Origin of the sequence: Chryseosolibacter indicum (assembly GCF_018598585.1) — a bacterium.
Classification (GTDB): domain Bacteria; phylum Bacteroidota; class Bacteroidia; order Cytophagales; family Cyclobacteriaceae; genus Chryseosolibacter; species Chryseosolibacter indicus.
Window position 1 is genome coordinate 1 of record NZ_JAHESD010000080.1, and the last position, 22,544, is coordinate 22,544.

At 39.1% G+C, this 22,544-nt stretch carries 20 protein-coding genes; 5 read left to right on the top strand and 15 right to left on the bottom strand.

Annotation, left to right across the window (positions count from 1 at the left end):
• Nucleotides 1-87 precede the first annotated feature (87 nt).
• The 9 genes from KK060_RS22200 to KK060_RS22240 all read right to left on the bottom strand — a co-directional run bounded on the left by KK060_RS22200 (nucleotide 88) and on the right by KK060_RS22240 (nucleotide 9,403).
• The gene (locus tag KK060_RS22200; protein WP_254156781.1) at nucleotides 88-609 is read right to left on the bottom strand and encodes a DUF2480 family protein; all 522 of its coding nucleotides are present in this window, start codon (nucleotides 607-609) and stop codon (nucleotides 88-90) included.
• 28 nt (nucleotides 610-637) lie between these two features.
• Complete coding sequence (tsaB, locus tag KK060_RS22205; RefSeq protein ID WP_254156783.1) at nucleotides 638-1,321, bottom strand: tRNA (adenosine(37)-N6)-threonylcarbamoyltransferase complex dimerization subunit type 1 TsaB; 684 nt, start codon at nucleotides 1,319-1,321, stop codon at nucleotides 638-640.
• Nucleotides 1,321-2,970: a S41 family peptidase gene (locus KK060_RS22210; RefSeq protein WP_254156788.1), complete on the bottom strand. Its 1,650-nt coding sequence runs from the start codon at nucleotides 2,968-2,970 to the stop codon at nucleotides 1,321-1,323. The genes tsaB and KK060_RS22210 overlap by 1 nt, the downstream gene beginning before the upstream one ends.
• The gene (gene rnpA / locus KK060_RS22215) at nucleotides 2,954-3,322 is read right to left on the bottom strand and encodes a ribonuclease P protein component (protein WP_254156790.1); all 369 of its coding nucleotides are present in this window, start codon (nucleotides 3,320-3,322) and stop codon (nucleotides 2,954-2,956) included. The genes KK060_RS22210 and rnpA overlap by 17 nt, the downstream gene beginning before the upstream one ends.
• Before the next feature lie 81 nt (nucleotides 3,323-3,403).
• Complete coding sequence (rpmH, locus tag KK060_RS22220; protein ID WP_254156792.1) at nucleotides 3,404-3,565, bottom strand: 50S ribosomal protein L34; 162 nt, start codon at nucleotides 3,563-3,565, stop codon at nucleotides 3,404-3,406.
• A 210-nt stretch (nucleotides 3,566-3,775) separates the two neighbouring features.
• Nucleotides 3,776-4,774 (bottom strand): adenosine kinase, encoded by a 999-nt coding sequence (locus tag KK060_RS22225; protein WP_254156794.1) that lies wholly within the window; start codon nucleotides 4,772-4,774, stop codon nucleotides 3,776-3,778.
• 106 nt (nucleotides 4,775-4,880) lie between these two features.
• Nucleotides 4,881-5,786: a glycerophosphodiester phosphodiesterase gene (locus KK060_RS22230; protein WP_254156801.1), complete on the bottom strand. Its 906-nt coding sequence runs from the start codon at nucleotides 5,784-5,786 to the stop codon at nucleotides 4,881-4,883.
• 69 nt (nucleotides 5,787-5,855) lie between these two features.
• Nucleotides 5,856-8,642, bottom strand: a complete 2,787-nt coding sequence (locus KK060_RS22235) for an outer membrane beta-barrel protein (protein ID WP_254156803.1) — start codon at nucleotides 8,640-8,642, stop codon at nucleotides 5,856-5,858.
• Nucleotides 8,643-8,674: 32 nt separating this feature from the next.
• A complete protein-coding gene (locus tag KK060_RS22240) occupies nucleotides 8,675-9,403 on the bottom strand; it encodes a GLPGLI family protein (protein ID WP_254156805.1) in 729 nt (242 codons plus the stop codon).
• Between the two features lie 196 nt (nucleotides 9,404-9,599).
• Here KK060_RS22240 and KK060_RS22245 point away from each other — a divergent pair, with 196 nt between their 5' ends.
• Complete coding sequence (locus KK060_RS22245) at nucleotides 9,600-11,051, top strand: sensor histidine kinase (RefSeq protein ID WP_254156807.1); 1,452 nt, start codon at nucleotides 9,600-9,602, stop codon at nucleotides 11,049-11,051.
• Entirely contained in the window at nucleotides 11,048-11,737 is a 690-nt protein-coding gene (locus KK060_RS22250; RefSeq protein ID WP_254156815.1) for a response regulator transcription factor, read from the top strand. The genes KK060_RS22245 and KK060_RS22250 overlap by 4 nt, the downstream gene beginning before the upstream one ends.
• Nucleotides 11,738-11,819: 82 nt before the next feature.
• On the opposite strand, the gene KK060_RS22255 is transcribed toward KK060_RS22250, so the two are convergent.
• Complete coding sequence (locus KK060_RS22255) at nucleotides 11,820-12,218, bottom strand: PAS domain S-box protein (RefSeq protein WP_254156817.1); 399 nt, start codon at nucleotides 12,216-12,218, stop codon at nucleotides 11,820-11,822.
• Nucleotides 12,219-12,445: 227 nt separating this feature from the next.
• Nucleotides 12,446-14,755, bottom strand: a complete 2,310-nt coding sequence (locus KK060_RS22260) for a glycoside hydrolase family 3 N-terminal domain-containing protein (RefSeq protein ID WP_254156820.1) — start codon at nucleotides 14,753-14,755, stop codon at nucleotides 12,446-12,448.
• A 142-nt stretch (nucleotides 14,756-14,897) separates the two neighbouring features.
• Here KK060_RS22260 and KK060_RS22265 point away from each other — a divergent pair, with 142 nt between their 5' ends.
• Both KK060_RS22265 and KK060_RS22270 read left to right on the top strand, forming a co-directional pair.
• The gene (locus KK060_RS22265; protein WP_254156822.1) at nucleotides 14,898-15,434 is read left to right on the top strand and encodes a cupin domain-containing protein; all 537 of its coding nucleotides are present in this window, start codon (nucleotides 14,898-14,900) and stop codon (nucleotides 15,432-15,434) included.
• Nucleotides 15,435-15,535: 101 nt separating this feature from the next.
• Nucleotides 15,536-16,195, top strand: coding sequence for a carboxypeptidase-like regulatory domain-containing protein (locus KK060_RS22270; RefSeq protein WP_254156830.1), 660 nt, complete (start codon nucleotides 15,536-15,538; stop codon nucleotides 16,193-16,195).
• 25 nt (nucleotides 16,196-16,220) lie between these two features.
• On the opposite strand, the gene KK060_RS22275 is transcribed toward KK060_RS22270, so the two are convergent.
• From KK060_RS22275 to KK060_RS22285, 3 genes are all read right to left on the bottom strand, one after another.
• Nucleotides 16,221-16,967: an NYN domain-containing protein gene (locus tag KK060_RS22275; RefSeq protein WP_254156832.1), complete on the bottom strand. Its 747-nt coding sequence runs from the start codon at nucleotides 16,965-16,967 to the stop codon at nucleotides 16,221-16,223.
• A gap of 123 nt (nucleotides 16,968-17,090) precedes the next feature.
• Complete coding sequence (locus KK060_RS22280) at nucleotides 17,091-17,960, bottom strand: DUF4249 domain-containing protein (RefSeq protein WP_254156834.1); 870 nt, start codon at nucleotides 17,958-17,960, stop codon at nucleotides 17,091-17,093.
• A 1-nt stretch (nucleotide 17,961) separates the two neighbouring features.
• Nucleotides 17,962-20,244, bottom strand: a complete 2,283-nt coding sequence (locus KK060_RS22285; RefSeq protein WP_254156836.1) for a TonB-dependent receptor — start codon at nucleotides 20,242-20,244, stop codon at nucleotides 17,962-17,964.
• A 201-nt stretch (nucleotides 20,245-20,445) separates the two neighbouring features.
• Between KK060_RS22285 and KK060_RS22290 the strand changes: the two genes are divergently transcribed.
• The gene (locus KK060_RS22290; RefSeq protein ID WP_254156838.1) at nucleotides 20,446-22,278 is read left to right on the top strand and encodes a tetratricopeptide repeat-containing sensor histidine kinase; all 1,833 of its coding nucleotides are present in this window, start codon (nucleotides 20,446-20,448) and stop codon (nucleotides 22,276-22,278) included.
• Between the two features lie 27 nt (nucleotides 22,279-22,305).
• Here KK060_RS22290 and KK060_RS22295 read toward each other — a convergent pair.
• Nucleotides 22,306-22,544: nitroreductase family protein (locus tag KK060_RS22295; RefSeq protein ID WP_254156840.1), on the bottom strand; the 239-nt coding region annotated here is incomplete at its 5' end.

A 22,544-nucleotide genomic window follows, 5' to 3' on the forward strand; every position in this document is an offset into this window, starting at 1 on the left:
CCGCCCTTCCCCCGTCCTAGTTCTACGCTACCCTTTTCTCGTCTTTTTCAAGCCGTTTTGGCAGTGAAACAAAAGATTATTGGGGGGCTAAACAGCTTTAGGTCTTTTGAAAACTGGCACGGTGCTGCAAGGTTCGCCAAACATAATGCTAGAAACGTATGGCTTTAATTTATAGGTAGCTTCCATATAAGCAGCATTAGGTACTACTACTTTGCTGCATCCTTTAATAACTACTTTCTGATCTTTAAAGGCCGACCAGTCGATGGTTGCTAAAATTTCTGCATAAATGTTCTCTTCCAGGTTTTCCAGGGACCCGAAAACAACTTTTTTGACGAAAGGCTGAAGGGCTGATGCCAACAGCATATATGCCCAGGTAGGCACGATAGCATCTTCAGAGCAAGTTACCGCCACATATTTATCTTTATAGAAAGACCAATCGTGGGTTTTGATAAAATCGCGGAAGTCTTTTTCTCTTAACACCAAGCCCTGATAGAGTTGATACTTGATATCCAGCAGGATACGTTCGCCTGGCTGATAGTACTCTTCCAGATCGAAAGTAATAAGTGAACTATTGGCTACGCGGTTAATGATCTCATTTTCACTTTCCATGATCATGCAGTGTTTAGCAAACTAAAAGCTAAAGTAAGCTTTGGCTTTTCTTTGCAACGAACTCTTTTAAATAGAAAGGAGCGAAATTAACAACATCTTCAAATTCTCCTGCCTGATATTTTTCTAATGCCATGTACCCAAGTGTGATTGCGTTGGGCAGGACATCTGGCAGAAAGAAAGCATTGGTGTTTTTAATGACTTCTTTACACTTTTCGGAGCCGTTGCCAAAAAAGAACACTTTATTAGCTGCTAAAAGTTCTGCAAAAGCGTTCTCATCAATGACTTTTGCTGTAACCTGAGAGGTTGGCTGAAGATGAGAATTAAAGGTTTGGCAGTACACTTCCATTCTTCTTGCGTCAATCATCGGACAAAGGATGCCATCTGGCTTGAATTTGTCAAAAGCTTCACGCGCGATAATTTGAAGCGTTGGTACTGCTATCAGCGGGATATTAAGAGAAACACAGATTCCTTTTGCTGTCGATGTTCCAATTCTAAGCCCAGTATATGAGCCAGGGCCTGAGGAGACGGCAACGGCATTTAATGACGCTGCCTTGATGCCGGCTTTTTTAAGAACTGTTTGAATGAGCGGCGCCAATTGGGCCGCATGTGCATGGGGCTGGTTAACGAGTTCTGAAGCAAGCAAAGAATTTTCCTGACGTAAGGCTACCGAACAATTATCGGATGAAGTTTCTATGCTTAAAATTAACGACATTAAAGCTGAACGAGTGTTTTCTTATAGCTTGAGGAATCAGCAAGAACCTTTCTTGCCTCATGCACTTCCTTATCTCTTGCTAATGAAACCTGTGCCTGACCTTCTGTTAAGCCGTAGTGAAAAGCAATTTGCTCTTCGAGGTAGCGCTTAATCTGGTCAGAGAAACGATCTAAATCTGACACTTTGTTATTCTCAATCTTGGCTTTAACGACATCCAGTTCTTTTTGAAGATCAGAATAATACCGGTCTTGTTTAGCAGATTCAATCAAGTCGTCAGTGCTTTTCTCAAGTGGTGTTGTAAATGTAAAGTTATTCTCTTTTAGCCAGCTCTTGAATTTTGAATATTCTACATCATCGATATGAAAAGCTTTAAAATCGGGCGTGGCTGGGTTTTCTACTGTATACTTTGAAGCGTAATCGAAGATCAATCCTGAGTTTAGCAATGCTATTGTTACTGTGCCTAAAAACTCATCGTCAACAAGGATGTCCGGATCGAGACCTCCTCCGTCATAAACTTTTCTTCCACTTTTTGTCTTGAATTCACTTTTCAGTGAATCTGCAACCTTTACAACAGTACCATCTTCTTTTCTGTGTGTATAATCCAGCTCCTGGATGCATCTTCCGCTAGGGATATAATATTTAGCGGTTGTGACCTTTAACTGCGAGTTATAAGAAAGTGGCCTTGTTGTTTGTACTAATCCTTTTCCAAAAGTTTTTTGACCAATAAGCACTGCTCTGTCGTAGTCCTGCAATGCACCTGCTACTATTTCTGATGCAGAAGCACTTCCTTCACTTGTAAGAACAGCCATAGGAATTTCTGTATCGATAGGGTTATTCAACGTTCTGTATACTTTATTCCATTCGGCAACTTTTCCTTTTGTTGACACAACCTCCATTCCTTTTGGAATAAAGAGGCTCACGATGTTTATGGCTTCATGAAGTAATCCACCTGGGTTTTCGCGAAGATCGAGGATTAAGCTTTTAGCTCCTTTTTTCTTGAGTTCCAGGAGCGCCTCTGCTACTTCTCTTGACGCACCGGTTGTAAAATCATCAAGCTTGATGTAAGCGATATCGGGTTGAACAATGCCATAGTAGGCTATGTTGCTAACGCTAATCTTTTCACGTTTGATCTTAAACGATAGTTCTTCATTCTGACCATAGCGTTTTACACGCACTTCTACATCTGTTTTTGGCTGACCTTTGAGCAAACTACTAATTTGAGAAGTAGTCTTACCCTGAACATTCTGTCCATTTACTGATATAATCTCGTCACCAACATGGATACCGTTGCGTTCTGCCGGGAAGTTTTTATATGGATGTGTTACTACTACCTTCTTATTTACCACGCCTATAAGTGCGCCTACACCACCGTATTGACCTGTTGTGGTTATGCGGAATGATTCCATCTCTTCTTCAGAGATATAATCTGTATAAGGATCGAGCGATTGGAGCATTGCATCAATGCCTTTGCGCACTAGCTTTTGAGGATCTACCTCATCTACATAGTAGATGTTTACTTCTTTGAAAAGGGTAGCAAAAATATCAAGGCTCTTGGCTACTTCGAAATACTTTTCTGCAGGACTGCGAAAGGCGAATGCTGTTGCTACGAACAAAACCAGTAGTACTGGCCATCTATATCTTCTCCACATAATCAAAACGGTTAAAAGTCTTAACTAGACGTTCTTGAATTTGTGCAAAGGTTAGGATTTCTTTTGCATTATAAATATAAGCAATCAGCAGTTTGGGTGAATCGGGAAGTAAGGTTTTGTTCAATCTGTACGATTCACGTATTCTTCTTTTGATCTTATTGCGGTCGACCGCTTTTTTGAAGTTTCTTTTGGATACTGAGATGAGAACCTGGTGTACCGTTGTATTTTGATCTGGGTTAACCTTAATAATAACTTTGAAGGGAAATAAATAAAAAGAGGAACCCTTTTCGAAGAGTTCCTTAATAAGCTTTTCTTTATTTAATCGTTCTTCCTTGCGGAATCCGTACTTCATACCCCTAAATCCCTGGAAAAGGACTTTAATGCGATGTAAATTAAATAAATCTCTACAGGGTATGCCTACCGGGAAGAGAGATTATTTATGCTTTAATGTTTTTTCGTCAGAAACTGTAAGCTTCTTTCTGCCTTTTCTTCTGCGGGATGCAAGCACTCTACGGCCGTTTGCGGACGCCATTCTTTCGCGGAAACCATGCTTGTTTTTTCTCTTTCTCTTAGAAGGTTGGTATGTACGTTTCATTTTCTTAACAGTTTATTGGATGGTCCAGCCATCCATTATGCGTTATTTTGCCTTAAAATTAAGGGCTGCAAAGATGGGCAGGATTTGGCTAATTTGCAAACCCACTACCAAGCTAAGCCTGACTTTTTTAACTGATATCTTTCAGATACCCTTAAAATTGCCTGTTTTGTGCGTTTTAAAAACGACAACAAGGCGTGAGCATATTGCCTATCAGGCAATAAGATCCGCCATTACGGTTTTAACCTGCTCCGGGGTTAATCTTGGCCCTGGTTGCGAAACTACTCTTGAAGAGGCTAGAGAAGCGAGCTTACCCGCTTCTGCATAACTATGACCATGCGTGATGGCATAGAGGAAAGCTCCCGCAAACATATCACCTGCTCCATTGGTATCGACTGCTCTGACTTTGTAAGGTTCAATATTAATGAATGTATCGCCGTCATAAATCATGGCTCCATTAGCGCCGAGGGTAATAGCAAAATGCTTTGCCACATCTTTTAATTTTTCACGCGCTTCTGCCAAGTTGTTGGTTTCTGTGTAAATCATTGCTTCTTCTTCATTGCAAAAGAGCAGGTCTACGCTTGCTCCAACTATCTCTTTCATTTGCGCTGAGAAGTATTTTACCATACTTGCATCAGAGAAAGTAAGTGTGGTTTTAACGTTGTTTTTCTCAGCAATGCGTTTCGCTTCTTTCATTGCTTCGAGGCCTTTAGGACTTGTAACCAGGTACCCTTCAAGATACACATATGAAGAATCTTTGATTGCCTGTTCATCGAGGTGCTCCACGGAGAGAAATGAACTTATACCAAGGAATGTGTTCATGGTTCTTTCAGCATCAGGGCTTGTCATTACCAGGCACTTCCCTGTAATACCCTCCGGAAGTTGTGCATAAGTAAGTTTTGTATCAACTCCGTTTCTTTTTAAGTCCTCGAGGTAGAATTTGCCAAGAGCATCTTTAGCGACAAGGCAGGAATAATAGCTTTTACCCCCAAACTGGCCAATGGCTATCATGGTATTACCGGCTGAGCCGCCACAAGTCATACGACTTCTTTTCATATCGATGGCTTTCACGAGTTGGTCCTGCCGCTTTTCATCAACAAGGGTCATCAATCCTTTTTCGATCTGATTCTTTTCAAAGAAGTCGTGATCAACTTCAGTAACAATATCAACTATTGCGTTGCCTATGCCGTAAACGTCGTATTTTCTGCTCATTGGTTTTTTGAAAGTCGGTGCAAGGATACTTAAAAATGTTAGATGTTCAATGTTCGAAGTTCTGGGTTGTTGAACTTGAAACATAGAAGCCAGAACTTTGAACAAATTAAAGTTTTCGCTTGATGCCGAGGCCGAGTTGGGTGGCGCGATTGGGATAGTCCGTGATGAAGCCATCAACACCGTATTGGAGCATCTTTCGCATGTCTGCTACGTCATTCACAGTCCACGGGATAACTCTGACCTTCTGACGCTGCAGGTATTGTACTTTTTCTTTATCCAGCAATTCAAAGTAGGGACTATATATTGATGGTGTAAAGCCTAGCTCTTTTAGATTTGAATCAATGGATCGTGTATTTTCAACGAGTGCTGCCAACCGCACAGCAGGGTACTTCTCGTGCCAGTATTTTAAAACTCTAAAGTCGAATGACTGGATAACAACTCGTTCAAGCGGGAGATACTGATCTACCAAGTTATAAACGAGATCTGAAAATTCCTCTGGCTTGGGGTGCAGTTTATTATCACCCTCGGGAGAGCTTTTTATCTCAATGTTGTAATCAACTTCGTATTGTGTGTAGCTACGGATATGATCTTCAATAGCTATGATTACCTCAGCCAGCAAAGGTTTGCTAACTTTCATCTTAAGTTGCTCCGGAAATTTCTGGTTCCCTTTAGAACCACAATCAAAGTTTTTGACCTGATCGTAATTCATCTGATACAGGTTAAACTTCTTCTCATCTGCAGCACGTATCGCAGCGCCGCTAGGCTGTAAACAAATTGCGGCAGACATCCATGGCTCGTGTGACACTACCAGTTGCTTATCTTTCGTTACTGCGAGATCTAACTCTACTGTAGTTACACCTGAATCTATTGCCAGTAAAAATGCGGGGATAGTATTTTCGGGTCTTAAGCCGCGTGCTCCCCGGTGACCCTGAAGATCAAACTTTGGCATGTATATCTGAGCATTCACAAAATAAAAGACAAAAGAGGTTAAAAGCGTCAATATGAATTTCATGGTGTGAATATAACCGCTCATTGAATGACCCTCCTATAGAAGTAAACTTTTTATTTAGATAATGTCTTATTAACGTCTCATACGAATTGCATTTCCCCGCGGGACTCTGCCCATAGGGTTTAGTTGTTTATTTAATGAATAGATGAAGCTAATTGTGAAATAGCGCCCAAGTGAATTTGTTGTTTGCTGTTCAAGGTAGTTAATGGTAGCTGTTTGACTAACTCCCATAGCCTCATCGAGCATATTATTTACAGAGAATCTTAATTCACCTTTGTTATCTCGAAGCATTAATTTTGAAAGTGACAGGTTAAGCAAAGGAATTTTCGGATTGAAATTTGTTGCCTTATTCTCATATGTTAAGTATTCGAAGTTAGCCCCAAATTGAAAATTCTGCAAAAAAGACAACGTGGCCTGTGCGACGTATGTAAGGTTAGTGAATGTCTGATTGGGCTGATCAAATTGATATTGTAAAAGTTGGCGACTCAAATCCGCACTTAAATCTAAATTGAAAACTTCTTTATAAGTAAAGTTGTAGCGCGCTACACCTCCCATGACGTACTGATAAATTTCATTTTGTAAATCGTTAAGGACTGCAATTGTTTTTTGGTTGGAGAAATTAACACTAAAGTCTAACCTGCTCTTTAACTTCTCTAAGGGAAATCCTAAATTAAAATTAGAACTGAAGTTCATATTATTTTCAACGTTGACTGGTGTTGAAGTTCTGACCAATTGCTCATCAATATACTGGGCATTTGTAATTGCATTGGTTGTATAGTCGAGATTTACAGAAGCAAAGAAGTTAACTAGTTTCGCAGGATTAAATGTTGTATACATCAGTCGCCATACCTGGGAGTAAGCAGGCCGCAATTTGGCATTACCTACGTACAGGTTCAATGGATCGCTATTATCTAAAACAGGCTGTAGTTGCTGAATGGATGGCTCCTGCACAGAAGTCTCGTAATTAAAGATAAGATGTTTTGTACTGGAGAAATCATAGTTGAATCTTAAGGCTGGCAAAACATTTTGAAATGAACGACTTATATCCGCATCCTGTAACTCCATTTCACCTGACAAATTCGTTAGCTGAAAACTTCCGCCTATAAGAAAATTGTAGTTACTCCTCACTATTCTAAAATTTAATCCTGGGCGATGGTATTGATAGTTACTATTATATTTGTTGCTAAGCTGCGCGTTGAAATTCTCCTCGCCGTTATTCAGATCATATACTTCTCTGTCTACTTCATTCAGTGCCTGCCTGAATGTGTAATTGGCCTCCAGGTACTTTCTGTTACCCAGAGGTTCAGTATAGGAAACTGTTGATGAATAATTATTAGCCATGTTCTGCTGCTCATTTACCTGGTTAATAACATCAGTTGGCTGTTGTTGCTCATAATATGTATTTCTCGCATCAAGCTTGCCATTTCGGTCTGCGGAGGTTAACCCATACTGAAGATTTGCAGATAGTGTTCTTCCTTTTCTCGCAAACCTATGCCTCCAGAGCAGTGATGTATTTAAAGTTACATTTATCCCCTTAGCGAGTGATAATCTTTCACTGCCATTTGTCACTATATTTTCTTCATTGAGGTTGTTACTTATACTCCTGGAATTTGTTTCTGTTTCATTATAGGTTATGGTGGTTGTAAGCTTTAAAGAGTTTGCTGAATCAAATTTATGATCAAGAATTACATTAGCCCGATGATTTATGTTGGCATTATAGTGTGCGCTTGATTGATTGAACCTGAAGGCTCCATCGGGCAGAAAATTTTCGCGAACTGTAGTTTGATTTGTATTATGATCAAGATAGTTGAAGAAATAACTTCCCCTTACCTCCGTTTTACTATTAAACTCATTATTGAAATTAAGGCCGCCTGCATAAGTCGACATAATACCGTTTGCCCTATTACCAAAATCTAGTGGCACTCCATCCTGATTGCCGTTGTTCACTTCAATTCTTATAGGCCCACCTCGCATCAACTGTTGTGAACCTCCAGTGAAGTTCATATAATCAGTTATGGAAAACCCAAGCTCATTGACATTGTTAGCCATACCTAGGAATGAAAACTGCTTGGTTTTACTGAACTTGTTGACACTTGCCTGCACCTGAAATCTATCGTCAGTTCCAACTCCACCTTTAAACGTTCCAAACGCACCTTTACGTTTTTCTTCTTTCAGTTCAAGGTTAATTGTTTTGAGTCGTTTCCCGTCATCAATACCAGAGAAAGCGGCCTGGTCAGATTTTGTATCAAACAACTGGACCTTATTAACAGCTTCGGCAGGGAGATTACGTGTAGCGAGTTTGGGATCTGTGCCGAAAAACTCCTTTTCATCAACAGTGATCTTTTGTACTTGTTCACCTTGAGCTCTTATGTTTCCTTCACTATCCACCTCAACACCAGGTAACTTCTTTAGAAGATCCTCGACAACAGCATTTTCCTTTGTCTTAAATGATCCCGCATTGAATTCTATCGTATCACGTTTAACGGTTACCGGAGCACGGTCTGCTTCAATTTCAATCGCTTCAAGTTCATTATTAGCTGGCTGCATTTTTATTTTTCCAAGATCAATCTCTGTGCTATTGGGCTCTGCTTCTATCTTCTGTAAGTAAGTTTTGAATCCTATGTACATTACTTTAACCAGATAAACATTTATTGCCAGGTTTTTAATTTCAAAAAAACCCTTTGCATCTGTTACTTTAAAATTTACAAGAGAAGAATCCTTAGGATTTAATAGAAGAATAGTAGCTGATGGCATTGGGGCGTTTAAAGTATCAACCAAGTGCCCTTTTACCGATATTTTCTGTGCGGTTAAGGTTGTAACCGCCAGGCACAGCATAGCCAGTAGTAGAAATGATCGCATAGAATTAAAGGGGTAAGAAAAGTGATCGTATGCTATCTAATAATTATATTGTCTGCGTTAGTACGGATGCGTTGCTCTTCCACCATCTGGCGATATTCTTTTCCTGTAATTTTTGCGCCTGATGATGGTACTTTTAATTCGTTCTTCTTTAAAGACCGTAGTTCAATATTTAACGCGGTAACTACGCGCTCTCCTTCATTAATATCTACCTGTAATACAGCCCCGGGTAAAGTATTAAAGCTTTCTGGACCTAAAAAGGGGCGCAGCTTGTCAGTATACCATGCGACAATGTTTTGTTTGCGCTCCTCATGATAGAACGATGCTTGCTTACATGTATACCCTAAAATTTCCTTTGTGTCTTCGCTAAACTTCCAAGGTATTAAGTTAAGCGTATCCTCAATAAGATATTTCTTTCCCATAAACTCCTGCCTAAGGACCTTCTTTGATAGATATTGATTGACATAAACTTCATTTAGCATTGTCTGGTACCGCATTCTTACCATTCCACCGTTCCCTATCTCTTCATCTTCTTCCTCATTTTCCATTGGCTTATATAAAGATTCATTAGAATTGAAAAACAACCCCGCCTTACTAGTTCTGAATTCAGGAATAATTGTGCGCATCTCCTGGCGATCAGGAGGAAGTGTTCGATGAATATTTACTTTGGTCTCAAAAGTGATAACACCTTCTTCGGTTTGAGCAAAGACAATTTGTGCTGCAATTGATACAAGAATGCCCAATGTAATAAAAACCTTTTTCATTGTGTAAGATAGTTGCATGAACAGTGTTAGTAATAGTTCAATAATGCCATTTAACTTTGCAAAAGTATTTTTAAAGAGGCAGGATGTAGGTTAATGGTTCTGAAAGCAATGTTAATTAAGGTTAAAATGAATCAGAATCTTAAAAAGCCAGCTAACTTTGTATTAGCATATTAAGTATAGAATTCCAATGTATTAAATGAAAAGAAGAAAGCATGCTCTGATAATCACAATGATGACTAGCAGCGTTATGCTGTTGCTCGTACTCCAGTTTATATGGTTACGCCTAACTTATAATGACGCGAAGGAAAATTTCAGGCGTGACACGGGGATTCTTTTCAGGTCTACAGTTCTAGGGATGTATGACGTTTTAATCGAAAAGAGCATAGAGTCTATCAGGGACACTATACAATTAACACAACCACATAGTCCCTACAAATCCAGTAAACCGCTTGGAAGCGGATCGTTACTTATAGATAGTATTACCACATACCTACAAATTGAGAAGCAGGCCAACGATGCTAATCTCTTTATTATAGGTGCACGCAAGGATACACTTAGTCATATGCTGGCGCCTAAAAGAAGAAGAGTTATAATTAGAGATTACCATAGGAGTTCTATTCCGAATTTTAAACACGATTCACTACAAGTTGATAGCATTGTTTACCACCTGAAAGAAGGACTTAAAAAGCAATTCTCTGAAAGTTATTCCGATCTTAAATTTGCTGTGAACACGGTCGATGCAAAAGCATGTTGCCCTCCAGAAAGGTTTGAGAACAAAAGATTTATAGCTGAGGTGGTCATGCTTAATCCAGAAAAAGGTTATATGATCGTTTTCAGTGGGGCAGGTAAATTACTTCTGAAAGCAATAGCACCCCAAATTCTCTTTTCAATATTTCTTACATTTTTAACCGTTGCTGCATTTTATATTATGTATAAAAGTCTAAGATCGCAGGAGCGATTAATGCAGCTAAAGAACGCTTTTATCAGTAACGTAACCCATGAGCTGAAAACACCAGTTGCAACTGTAAGTGTGGCTTTAGAAGCATTGAGGAATTTTAATGCTTTAAATAATCCGCATAAAACACAAGAATATCTTGAGATAGCACACCAGGAATTGAACCGCCTAACCCTTATGACAGATAAGATTCTCAAGACAACAGTATTTGAAAACAATGGTATTAAATTAAGAATTGAAAACATTGAATTTGATCTGCTTATAGAACAAGTACTCTCAAGCATGAAGCCTGTGTTTGAGCAAAGACATGTTCAATTGATTTATAAGAAGGAAGGAACAGAGTTTATTTCAAAAGGAAGTGAAACTGATTTAACCAATGTGTTTTACAATGTTGTAGACAATGCTATTAAGTACAGCAAAGAAGGAGCAGTTATTAGTATCATACTCCATAGTAATGCAGAACAGATAGAACTTGCAATTATTGATAACGGCATCGGAATACCTAAAGCGTATCAAAAAAAGATCTTTGAAAAGTTCTTCAGGGTGCCAATAGGTGACATACACAACACTAAGGGGTATGGTTTAGGATTAAGTTTTGTAGCAAGTGTAATCAAAAGCCATAGGGGAACAATTCATGTAAAAAGCGAGCCAGGAAACGGAACTAATTTCACGATTGTATTACCAAAAACATGATGAGGACTAAAGTTCTTTATATTGAAGATGAACCCTTCCTTGGAAGAATAGTAAAAGAAAGTCTTGAAAGTCGGGACTTTGAAGTTACTATGCTGGATAATGGGAGTACGGCAATACAAGTACTTCATAAAATACGACCCGATATCTGTGTACTCGACATTATGCTTCCCTATAGGGATGGCTATTCCATAGCCAAAGAGATAAGGCAACTGAACTTATCACTGCCTATTATTTTTGTCACTGCAAAAATACAAACAGAAGACCTGTTGAAAGGTTTTAATACAGGAGGCAACGATTATCTTCGCAAGCCATTCAGCATGGAAGAATTAATCGTAAGAATTCAAAATCTCTTGCAACTAACCAATCAGAAGAAAGTGTTTTTTGATCAAGGGGTATTTAAAATTGGAGAGTATGAGTTTAATTCACTGCGGTATGAATTAAGGCTTGGAAACGCGGAAAGAAAACTGTCTCATCGAGAAGCTACGCTTCTTTTACTTTTATTAGAAAATAAGAATGGCACGACCAACAGAAAAGACATTTTAATGAAGTTGTGGGGAGATGATTCTTTTTTCAATTCAAGAAACCTTGACGTTTATATTACTAAATTACGTGATTATCTTAAGGACGATTCTTCCATTGAGATTATTACCATAAAGGGGATAGGGTATCATTTTGCAGTTGGATAACTAGGTACACTACGAGTGCTAATGTGTAATAATGTTGTTTGAAACGCTATAAAATCGGTTTAGAGCAATTGAAATTTAAGGCCTACTTGCGCTTTTTCATTTCATTTCTAAGTTGATCTCGGAGATGGCTTTTAAAATCTATTACACGATAGGTGTATGTGTAAAAGTTGTCATAGGGCTTACCTGTTAATTGTACCCACTTTTTTGCAAAGGGAGAATCATATTCCATCTGAAAAGCCTGTTTTGCAGCTACTGCCTTCCTGCCATTTTTAAATGGTCCGAATTCCCACAACTCCGGAAACAACACTCTAACATTTTTATTTAATAATTCGTCTCTTTTTTTCCCATAAAACTTCTCAGCAAGTTTATTTATGTACAGAAAGTTATAATTGTAATCAATTGCAGCAAAGGCACAATCAGAGTCCTCCATTGAAGCAAATAACTCTTTAGCAAAAGGATCAATAATTGCGGCCGTGCTCATCCTTTCATAAATATACAGTTTATAGTTAAGGGATTTAATTATGTACAGCAGAATAAATTTGCTATTGGTAAGAATTAACAGGACAAGCGATTACCTCTAAAAATCACTACATATAACTATCTGAGGCGAAGGAGTTAAACCTTATTAACGCTCTAGACCTTATGACCTAAAGTCTTCCGCGTGGAAGTTATCCTGTATTTTATTAAACACAGGATAACCTTATAATGCTAATTAATATTTGCGGATGTTTTGAGCTTAAATCTTGTTTTGAGGTTCCCAACTGTTACAGTAAAGTAACCGTCTTCCAAGAGCGGCTCACCTTTTTCGTTAGGAAAGGACAAGTGTTGTGACGGCTTAATTGTAAATGAAAATGTTTTAGATTCTCCAGGTTTAAGTGTTTGCTTCTCGTAGTATTTGAGGTCTCTTACAGGACGCGTGATACTTGCCACTTCATCCTGTATAAACCACAATACTGCTTCTTTACCTTCGCGACTACCTGAATTTTTTACTGTCACCGAAGCTTTAATTTCCGCATTGGCATTTGAAAGTACTGAATCGCTTAACTGCAGGTTGCTATACTCGAATGTTGTGTAACTTAGGCCAGTACCAAATGGCATAAGCGCGATTGGATTCTCAATTTCGTGTGCTAAAGTAACTTCGCTGATCTTGTGATTATGCGGAATAAGACGATTTACCGCATAGGGGTAATTGAAGCTTAGCTTAGCACTTGGATTGACTTTACCACTGATAATTTCTGCTATTGCCTGTGCTCCTTCAAAACCTGGTAGTCCTGCGAACAGCACTGCTTTACAATCTTTATAAACAGAAGCAATAACACGCGGACGGCCGCTTATGATGACAAGAATAACAGGCTTACCAGTTGCCTGCGCAGCTTTAACAAGATCAATTTGATCTTGAGGGAGGTTGATATCATGGATGCTACCAAACCCTTCGGCATAAGGCATCTCACCCACCGCAAGCACAAGTGCATCTGCTCCAGCAGCTTTTGATTTAATTTCGTCAGCATTGTTTGCTATGGATACATTACTACCTGTAAACTCCTTTTGCAATGCAGTGAATACAGTAAGCATATCTTTCGGATAAATCTCCTCCTCTGCAGGAATCCAACGTAAAGTCCATCCGCCTGCTAATGGTCTTTTAAGGTTAGCCACGGGACCGGCGACAACGATCTTCTTACCAGAGTTAAGAGGCAACGCGTTCTCATTCTTCATCAATACAATAGATTCGCGCGCGGCCTCCAGCGCTTTGGCTTTATGTTCCGGGCTTCCTATCTTTTTAAACCTGTCGTTGCGTGGATAAGGATTTTCAAACAGTCCTAATTCAAGTTTAAGACGCAGGATACGTGATACTGATAAATCAATTCTTTCTTTGCTGATCTTTCCTTCCTGCACCAGTGCACGAAGATAATCACAGAAATCAGTAGTATAGGGAGTCATCGCAACGTCAACGCCTGCCATGATCGCTTTATAGGTAGCTTCTTTTTCATTTTGAGCTACTTTGTGATTTCGGTATAAACGAATTATATCTTCCCAGTCTGTTACGGCAACCCCTTTAAACTTTAATTCGTCGCGCAGTAATTGTGTGAGAATACGATAAGAAGCATGGACAGGAACACCATTAATCTCACCGCTATTAATCATTACTGTTTTAACTCCAGCTTCAATTGCAGCCTTAAAAGGAGGTACGTGAAATTCATACAGTGCCTGATCTGATACATCTACTGGCCCTCTATCCCAACCATATTTTGGATCAGAGTATGCAAGGAAGTGTTTTGCTGTTGCACCTATCTTATAAGGCGCAACAGCAGTTTCATTCTGCGCAGTTTTAACAAAGATGCTTCCCATTGTTGCAGCTACGTAAGGAGATTCTCCCAGAGTCTCATAGAATCGCCCCCATAACGGGGTTCTTGACAGATCGAACACGGGAGCGAACAACCACTGGTGCCCAAGATCTGCGGTTTCTATTGCGGTAACACGAGCCATTTCTTCAGGGAATTTATTATTATAAGTTGCAGCAGTGTTGATGGCATGCGGGAAGATGGTTGCGCCTTCGACGTAATTAGGTCCGTGCATGTGATCCACCCCATAGATAATTGGTATTTTAAGACGAGACACCTTCATGTTGTACTCCTGAAGGTCTTTATAGAATTTGTACCATGTTTCAGGCGACACTGCGATACCATTAAGAAAAGAACCTACATGATATTTCCGGAGCATCTTACCAAGCCGAGCTGTATCAACTTTAATTTCGATGCTTAAGTCAGCACCGTTGCCCCACTGCGCATTGGTAACAATTTCTGAATTATTGATCTGTGTCATCTGGCCGATCTTCTCTTCCAGCGTCATCTTACTCAACAACTCATCAATCTTCTTTTCAATCTGGGGATTATTACTTCTTTCTGCCTTCCTTCGTTTGGCAATGGATGAAGGATCTTCCTTCTGCGGTTTGTTGATGGTGTTAAAACCAGACAACACAAGAATGGCCATAACAATGGCCACTACACGTTTTGTAAACATTCTCATTAAATCGGGTTAGTTTGAGGGCTAAAAATAGCACCAACGACGGTAGAGGCAATACGTTGAAAAGGAATTAAAGTAAATGTTATCGCAATCGTTTTCAAAACGAGAAATATTAACCTTTTGGCTAAATCTTTAAACTTTGGAAGTAATTTTCGACCCTAATGTTTTGATCATGAAATCAGCATCATACTGGGTTGAGCTTTTACAATTGACACCACATCCTGAAGGAGGTTTTTTTAAAGAAACATATCGTTCTTCTGAAGTTGCAGGAAAAGAATGTCTTTCTGATGGATTTACAGGCAAAAGGAATTTTTCGACTGCCATCTACTTTCTACTTCGTTCTCAAGACCGCTCATTATTTCATCGTATTAAATCAGATGAGATGTGGCATTATTACGCCGGGGGCTCATTGACGCTTTATGTCTTAAACGAAGGAGGTTTGAGAACCTACAAACTTGGCACTTCATTAGAAAATGGTGAGTCAGTTCAAATAGTGATTCCTGCTAACAGCTGGTTTGGCGCAAAAGTAAATGAAGCGGATAATTATGTGCTTTGCGGATGCACAGTGTCACCCGGTTTCGACTTTGAAGATTTTGAAATGGCATCGCGGGAAGAACTGTTAAAAGCTTTTCCTTTTGAAAGAGAAGTTATCGAATTGTTAACTCAGCCAACGTAGTAAAAAGACATACTACTCTTTAACATTATCTGATCGCCTCTTCGAATAGTTATTTAATACTAAAAAACCAAAATTTCAGTTATCAATAGATAGGAGTTAGCATGCGATATTTCCTTTTAGGAATTTTACTAACAGTATTATCAGATATCTGTTTTGGCCAGGATTTGGTTAAAGGTATTGTAGTGGATTCAGCAACCTTCGGCCCACTTTCATCCGTGAGTGTGCAATTAAAAAATAAGCAAAGGGGTACTACCACCGATAATCAGGGGAATTTCAGCATTCAGGGAACCGAGTTGGATACACTGGTATTAACATTCGTTGGATACAAGCGCCTCGAACTGCCGTTGCTTGGGTATGAGCCAAGTGTTATTCGTCTTGCTGAACAACCAACTATTCTTGCTCCTATTATTATTCATGACAGCAGGCTTTATCAAAATCCGTATGAAGGGTTATTTAACGAGCAAAATGCAAGGCTTAAGAAGAAGATCCCATTCTATTATCATAAGTCCAGGAAGGACAAAATTAAAGCAGCCAACTGGCGCGAAGAAGCAGCCCGTGTACAAACTTATGTTGATGTTGTTATAAATGATCCTGAAACAAAAAAGGGACTAATCCAAAAGTATAATTTGACCGAAAAGGAGTATTATGAATTGCTTACTGCCTTTAATGAAAAACACTACAACGTGATGTACTACTTAACCAAAGGAGAATTGATTTCCTTACTCAATAAATTCTTTGAAGCAAATGTCCCAATTAGATGATGCTTTACTATTTCTTCGTTAACTTTTATTGCTTAACCCGTACATACACGTGCCTAGAGCTACCACTTTCACTTTGCCTTTCATCTACTTCAATGCTGTCTACACTTTTAATGAAGTGCAGTAACTTTTTAAAACCGTAGTTGCGCGGATCAAAATTAGGTTGCTTTTTCAGAATCAAGGTGCCTAGTTCACCAAGGAAAGCCCAGCCACTTTCATCTGCGATGTCGTTAATACTTGACTTTACCAATTTTATTGTTCTCTTATCAACCTGAGGTGTTGCATCTTTTTTAGGACGCTTCTGTTTAGCATCCGGAATGTTGTCATCAGATGAAAGAATTTCGATATAAATAAACTTATCGCAAGCTGTAATAAATGGTTCGGGTGTTTTTCTCTCCCCTATTCCGATTACGCTCATACCTGCTTCCCGCAGACGAATTGCCAACCTGGTAAAATCGCTATCACTGGAAACAATACAAAAGCCATCGACACGCCCAGAATACAATATGTCCATAGCGTCAATGATCATGGCAGAGTCCGTAGCATTTTTTCCTGAAGTATAACTGTATTGTTGAATTGGGGTAATCGCATTTTCCAACAGCACGCCCTTCCAACCTGAAGTTGTGGGTTTAGTCCAATCGCCATAAATTCGTTTGAAGGTTGGGGTACCATACTTTGCAATCTCTTCCATCATACCCTTTACATTCGCATACGGAACATTGTCGGCGTCTATCAGTACGGCTAAACGAAGATCTTTTTGTCTTTCTATCGGCATCTGAATTTAATTCAATCTTTAAGGATAATAAGCAAGCAGCTTAACAAAACTATGCCGTTCAAACGCGGCCTATTAAATTATCTGCTTAACTCGACCAAAAGTACTAATTAAACAAACATAATATTACTGAAGCACAAAGAACCGGAAATCAGGAACATGTAGATTGAAGAAGCCTTTTCCGCCCCTGACGTTGGAAGGATAGTTAATTGGCTCGCCAAGAAACTCTACAAAACTGAACCGATTGTCAAGTCGTAGCTTGATAAAATTATAATACTCTTCGCTTACATTTGATAAAGAAACTGCTATTGTATCACCAGGCATATAGTCTCTTGTAACAACTCTGAAGCTCTCTGCATAAGTTTGTCCTGCGAAACCAGCGTCGTCCAGTAGGCGCGTGTAGGCCCTTGGATTTATCATGTTTTCAATAACATCAGCACGCTCTACTTCCTGAACATTTAACATGTAATAGTTCTTATCTAAGAGTACATCTCTTATCTGATAATTGATTTGCGCCAACGTGTCTCCGAATCCGTTATAATATAAATCAGCCTCAATCTCATTAAAACTTACAATAGACTTTACGGTAGTTGTGGCTGTAACATTACCCAGAGCTGCACTGGTAACATTTAAAGTATACTCCTCTCCGCTTTGAAAGGGAATGAAAATTCCACCATACACACCATTACCAAGGTTAAAAAGTGTATCAGCTCCATTCGGACCGGAAATAGAAACTACAGCATCGTTTACTACTATTTGTGTTAATAAAGCTGACGGCACACTATCGTTAACAGGTTCTAAAGCGCCAAAAGTTTTTGTGAGTAATACAGCAAGAGACCTATCAGGAACGAATTGTGTTGACACAACAATCTGGGGCTTAACTTCCGGTATTCCTTCTACATCTAACGAATCGGGTAAACATGAAGCAAGTGACAAAAATGTGACAATCACCAATAAGATTAATGCTTGTTTGTTCAGCCAACTCTTTCTAATCATACTACAATTTAAAGCCATAACTAATAAAAGGTAATAAACCGAACAGGCCAGGTTGTTCATAACTCAGCGAGCCATCAGTTTCATCTTCTGAAATTACAATTCCAATAGGCGTAGCCCTATTATATATATTGTATACGCCGGCAAACCAGTGCCATTGAAATTTTCTGCCCGGTTTATTCCTAAACTTAATGCCTATATCCAAACGATGTGTATCAGCCAGCTTTACACTATTAATAGGCGCGAACACAGGAATAACATCAACTCCTGTTAGTGTTGGCGCTACTACAGTGTATTGTCCTGTGACTGGTGTAAAGCGTGAGCCTGAGATGTATTCCCAAACAAAAGACGTTGAGAACCTTTTACTAAGCGCGTACTGCATTACAATAGCGCCGTTGTGTCTTCTGTCATATCTGGCGCGGAACCAGTCACCATTATTAATGTCGTTAAATTGTCTTGATGACCAAGACAACGTATAACTAATCCAACCTGTAAATCGTCCTGCATCTTTTTTAATCAGAAATTCAAATCCATAAGCACGACCTTTCCCTTGTATGAGCTGCGATTCAAAGTCAGTATTCAGAAAAAGGTTTGTGCCTTCTTCATAACCGATAAGTTGCTGCATGGTTTTATAATAACTCTCTATGCTTAAAAATATTCTAGAATCTGATTTAGCCCATTGCCATGCTAAGGCAACCTGATGAGAAGTCTGTGGTTTGATACTATCTGTTACGGGATACCAAATGTCAGTAGGCATAGAGATCGCTGAGTTTGAAATGCGGTGAATGTACTGGCTCATTCTAGAGTAACTCAACTTCAGCGCCTGATCTTTATTCAACTCATATCGTGCCGATATCCTAGGCTCGGGATTAAAATATTTCTTGTTTTCGAGTACTCCCAAACTTCCTCTGAATCCTGCCGCAACGTTTAGCCGCTCTATCGGCATCCAACTATATTCCGCGTATGCAGCAATTTCATGTGCCGATTTTGCGCTTGTTGTGTTGCTTTCAAAAAACTCTGCTATAAACCCAGTGGTATTTATCACATTGGGACTTACTGCATGTCTGATCCATTCTATTCCTGTTTTTAGGGTACCCTTGCTGAAGAGGGAATCTTTTGTAAACGTCCACTTGCCTCCGTAATCTTCTATATTGGAAGATGCAAGTAGCTGGTTGTCTTCGAAGATATTTCTTATATCATACTTATACTTAGAACGCATAGCCGTTAACTCGCTCTTTAATCCTCTTGCGAAAGTACGTTTCCAAATAAAGGACTGGCTATTATTTCCTGACTCATAGGTTGTGATGATGCCATTACCATCATTGTTTCGATCTCTGAAGAAGTCGAGTACATCTTCTCCTCCATAGTAACTTATTTCAAAATGATTTCTTTCATCTGGATCAAGGATAAGCTTGGCATTAACATCATAGAAAAAATAAGGAAGCTCTTCTCCCACCAGTTGTACTACTCTATCAATGTAAGTTCTGCGACCGCCTATCCAAAAAGAAGCTTTATCTTTTACCAAAGGTTGCTCTAAAAAAAGACGTGATGAAATTAGTCCTATGTCTCCTGAAATATTTGTTCTGTCAGCTACTGTATTTCCTGTATTAACATTTAAAATAGAAGAAAGTCTTCCGCCATAGTGCGCGGGAAACCCACCATTGATTGATTCTACTTTATCCAGAATATCCGGATTGAAAACAGAGAGAAAGCCAAAAAGATGACTTGTATTATAAACAGGAGCACCGTCAAGCAAAACAAGATTCTGGTCTGCAGCGCCACCTCTTACAAAGAGATCGGAGCTTCCTTCAACACCACGTACGGTACCAGGAAGAAGTTGTAATGTTTTTATCACATCAGCTTCACCCATAAGCACTGGTATGCCAGTTATCTCTTCTTTTGTTAAGACATTTGTACTGGTTTGATTATTATTAAATATCTCCTGTTGCCTGTCTCTTACGTCTTCAACAACAACAGCATTTAACTGATTTAACTGTTCTTTCAGTTTAACTGTGACGGTGCTGTCTTTCGTCGCATAGAAATGTATGCGGTGTGACTCGTAACCGACGAACGAAATAATTAATTGCTTATTGCCTCTCTTTGTTTCTATTGAAAATCTTCCATTTAAGTCAGTAAGCACGGTTATTGAGTCAGGAAATAAAGACACCTGTGCTGATGGTAAGGTTTCCCCTTGTAAGTTATTGATCCTGCCTTTCAGCTTAATGCTTTGCGCGGCTGCCTCGTTAAGCGCAAAAAAGCAGAAAAACAAACAGAACCATCTATTCATAGCAGTTGAGAGAACGGAATGTAATACAAAAGTTTAAAAATTGCACATATTACTAATATAACTCCAAGGTATGTTTTAAGCGGCTTTTTGGTTGAAACTTTTTAACTATTGCCGCTTCTTTGAGGCACGAAAATCGAAATGGTGGCTTTACGGTTTTACTGGTTACTCATTGTATTTATTGTGCCTTTTTCGGCTCAATCTATGTCATACCAGACACCTGACAGCTTACAATTATTACGGCAGGATTCGCTGGCGCTGAGAATATATCTTTCTAAGCCAGATTCCGCCATCGCAATCATTAACAAAAACATTGATGCTGTCTCTTCCGACCATCAATACCTTCGAAGCTTCAGCTATTTGGTTCTATCAAAGGCATACTGGGCTAAAGGAGACTATAATCTAAGTATAGATTATGGTTTAAAATCTTTAAGACTTGTCGAAAACACTAGCCATGTAGCCGTTTGGAGCAAAGCTTTGCTTGCAATTGGAAGAACTTTCATCGATTTACAGAATATTAATGAAGGCAGGGGTTACATTGAACAAGCAGTGACCTTGACCAAAAAGGCGCGCAACAAGCAATTGCTCGCAGAAGCATATCGCGAAAAATCCATGTTACTTTCGGAAGTTCAGGACTACGATTCAGCCATTTACTACTGTGACCTGGGGCTCGACATATTTTCGAGATTAAAAGATTCTGTCAACATAAGTATCCTATACAGCAGGAAAGGGAAGATCTTATTCAGAAAAAACAATTACTTACAAAGTGCCATCTATAACAGAAAGGCCCTATTATTAGATAGTTTGGTTGACAACAGAAGATCATTGGGCATAAGTTATTATCAACTTGCTCATAGTATTATGATGCTCGGGAGAACTGACAGCGCTATTATATTACTGAAAAAGAGTATTCCCATTAATCTTGAAATGCAGAACTTCTCTGTTCTTGTAAAAGCTCATTCTCTACTAGCTGACATTTATTCTAAACAAGAAAGACTTGATCTGGCGTCTGAGCATCTGCGCCTTGTTAATACGTACAAGGATAGTCTTTATAAATTTGACAAATCGAGAAATACACAGGAGCTGCATGCCCTTTATGAATTAGCATCAAAAGAGCATACTATTAAATTTTTAGAACAGGAGAATTCACTTCAGCAACAGCAGGTGAAAAACCAACGTCTTTTAGTGATCATTCTTGTTCTTTGTATTCTATTGTTAGGCATTCTTGTGTACTTCCTCTCACGACTGAGAAGAATAGAACGTGATGCTCTAAAAAATCTCTCCGCTAAAAACCTTAGTATTGAGCAACAAAAGGAGGAGATTGAAGCACAAGCCGAGTTCTTGCAACAACTTAATAATCTTAAGTCAAAATTATTTTCAGTGATAAGTCATGACCTTCGTGGGCCAATGTCTACGCTTCATTCACTGTTAGATTTACTTGGACGAAAGAAGTTAACACCCGAGGAATTTATTGTGGTCTCTGACAAGGTAAAAGTAAATCTTGATGTAACACAGAAAACATTAGAGAACTTACTACACTGGTCGCTAAGTCAGATGGAAGGCATAAAGACTGATGCCAAAACTATCGATATTAAAAACAGTATCACTGAGGTATGTACGCTATTAAGTGAATCGGCTAAGCAAAAAAGTGTAAATATCGCCAACACACTTAATACCAGTGTTTACGTAAAAGCAGATACCAATCAGCTTCATCTCATCCTGAGAAATCTGATTCACAACGCCATCAAATTCTCAAAACCAAACAACAACGTTACTGTCTCTGCCTTTGTTGATTCAACCTATTGTTCAGTATCTGTAAAAGATGCAGGTATAGGGATGTCGCAGGCGGAAATAGAGACTGTTATTGATTCAAATAACCATTTTTCCAAAGTTGGTACAATGCAAGAAAAGGGAACGGGACTTGGTCTCCTGCTTTGCAAAGAATTCATCAAGCTAAACGGAGGTAAAATTCAAATACAAAGCATAGTTAACGAAGGTACTGAAGTGATTTTCACATTACCTTTAGCAGCAAACTAGCCTCAAATTCAACATCACTTTCTACTTTCAGAACGTCTTATTCATCACAAACTCCTGTTGCAGATATCTTTCTCTCGGTGCATTTTCACGTAGCTGGAGGTGTTCAGGAAGGACAGTTACTTCACCTGGGTAGCCAATTGCCAATACAATAATTGGTTCGTGCGTCTCGGGTACGTTTAAATTTTCTTTCAGCTTGTCCACATTAAAACCTCCCATTTGATGAACATTAAGACCATGGTGCGTGGCCTGCAACTGTGTCGTATACA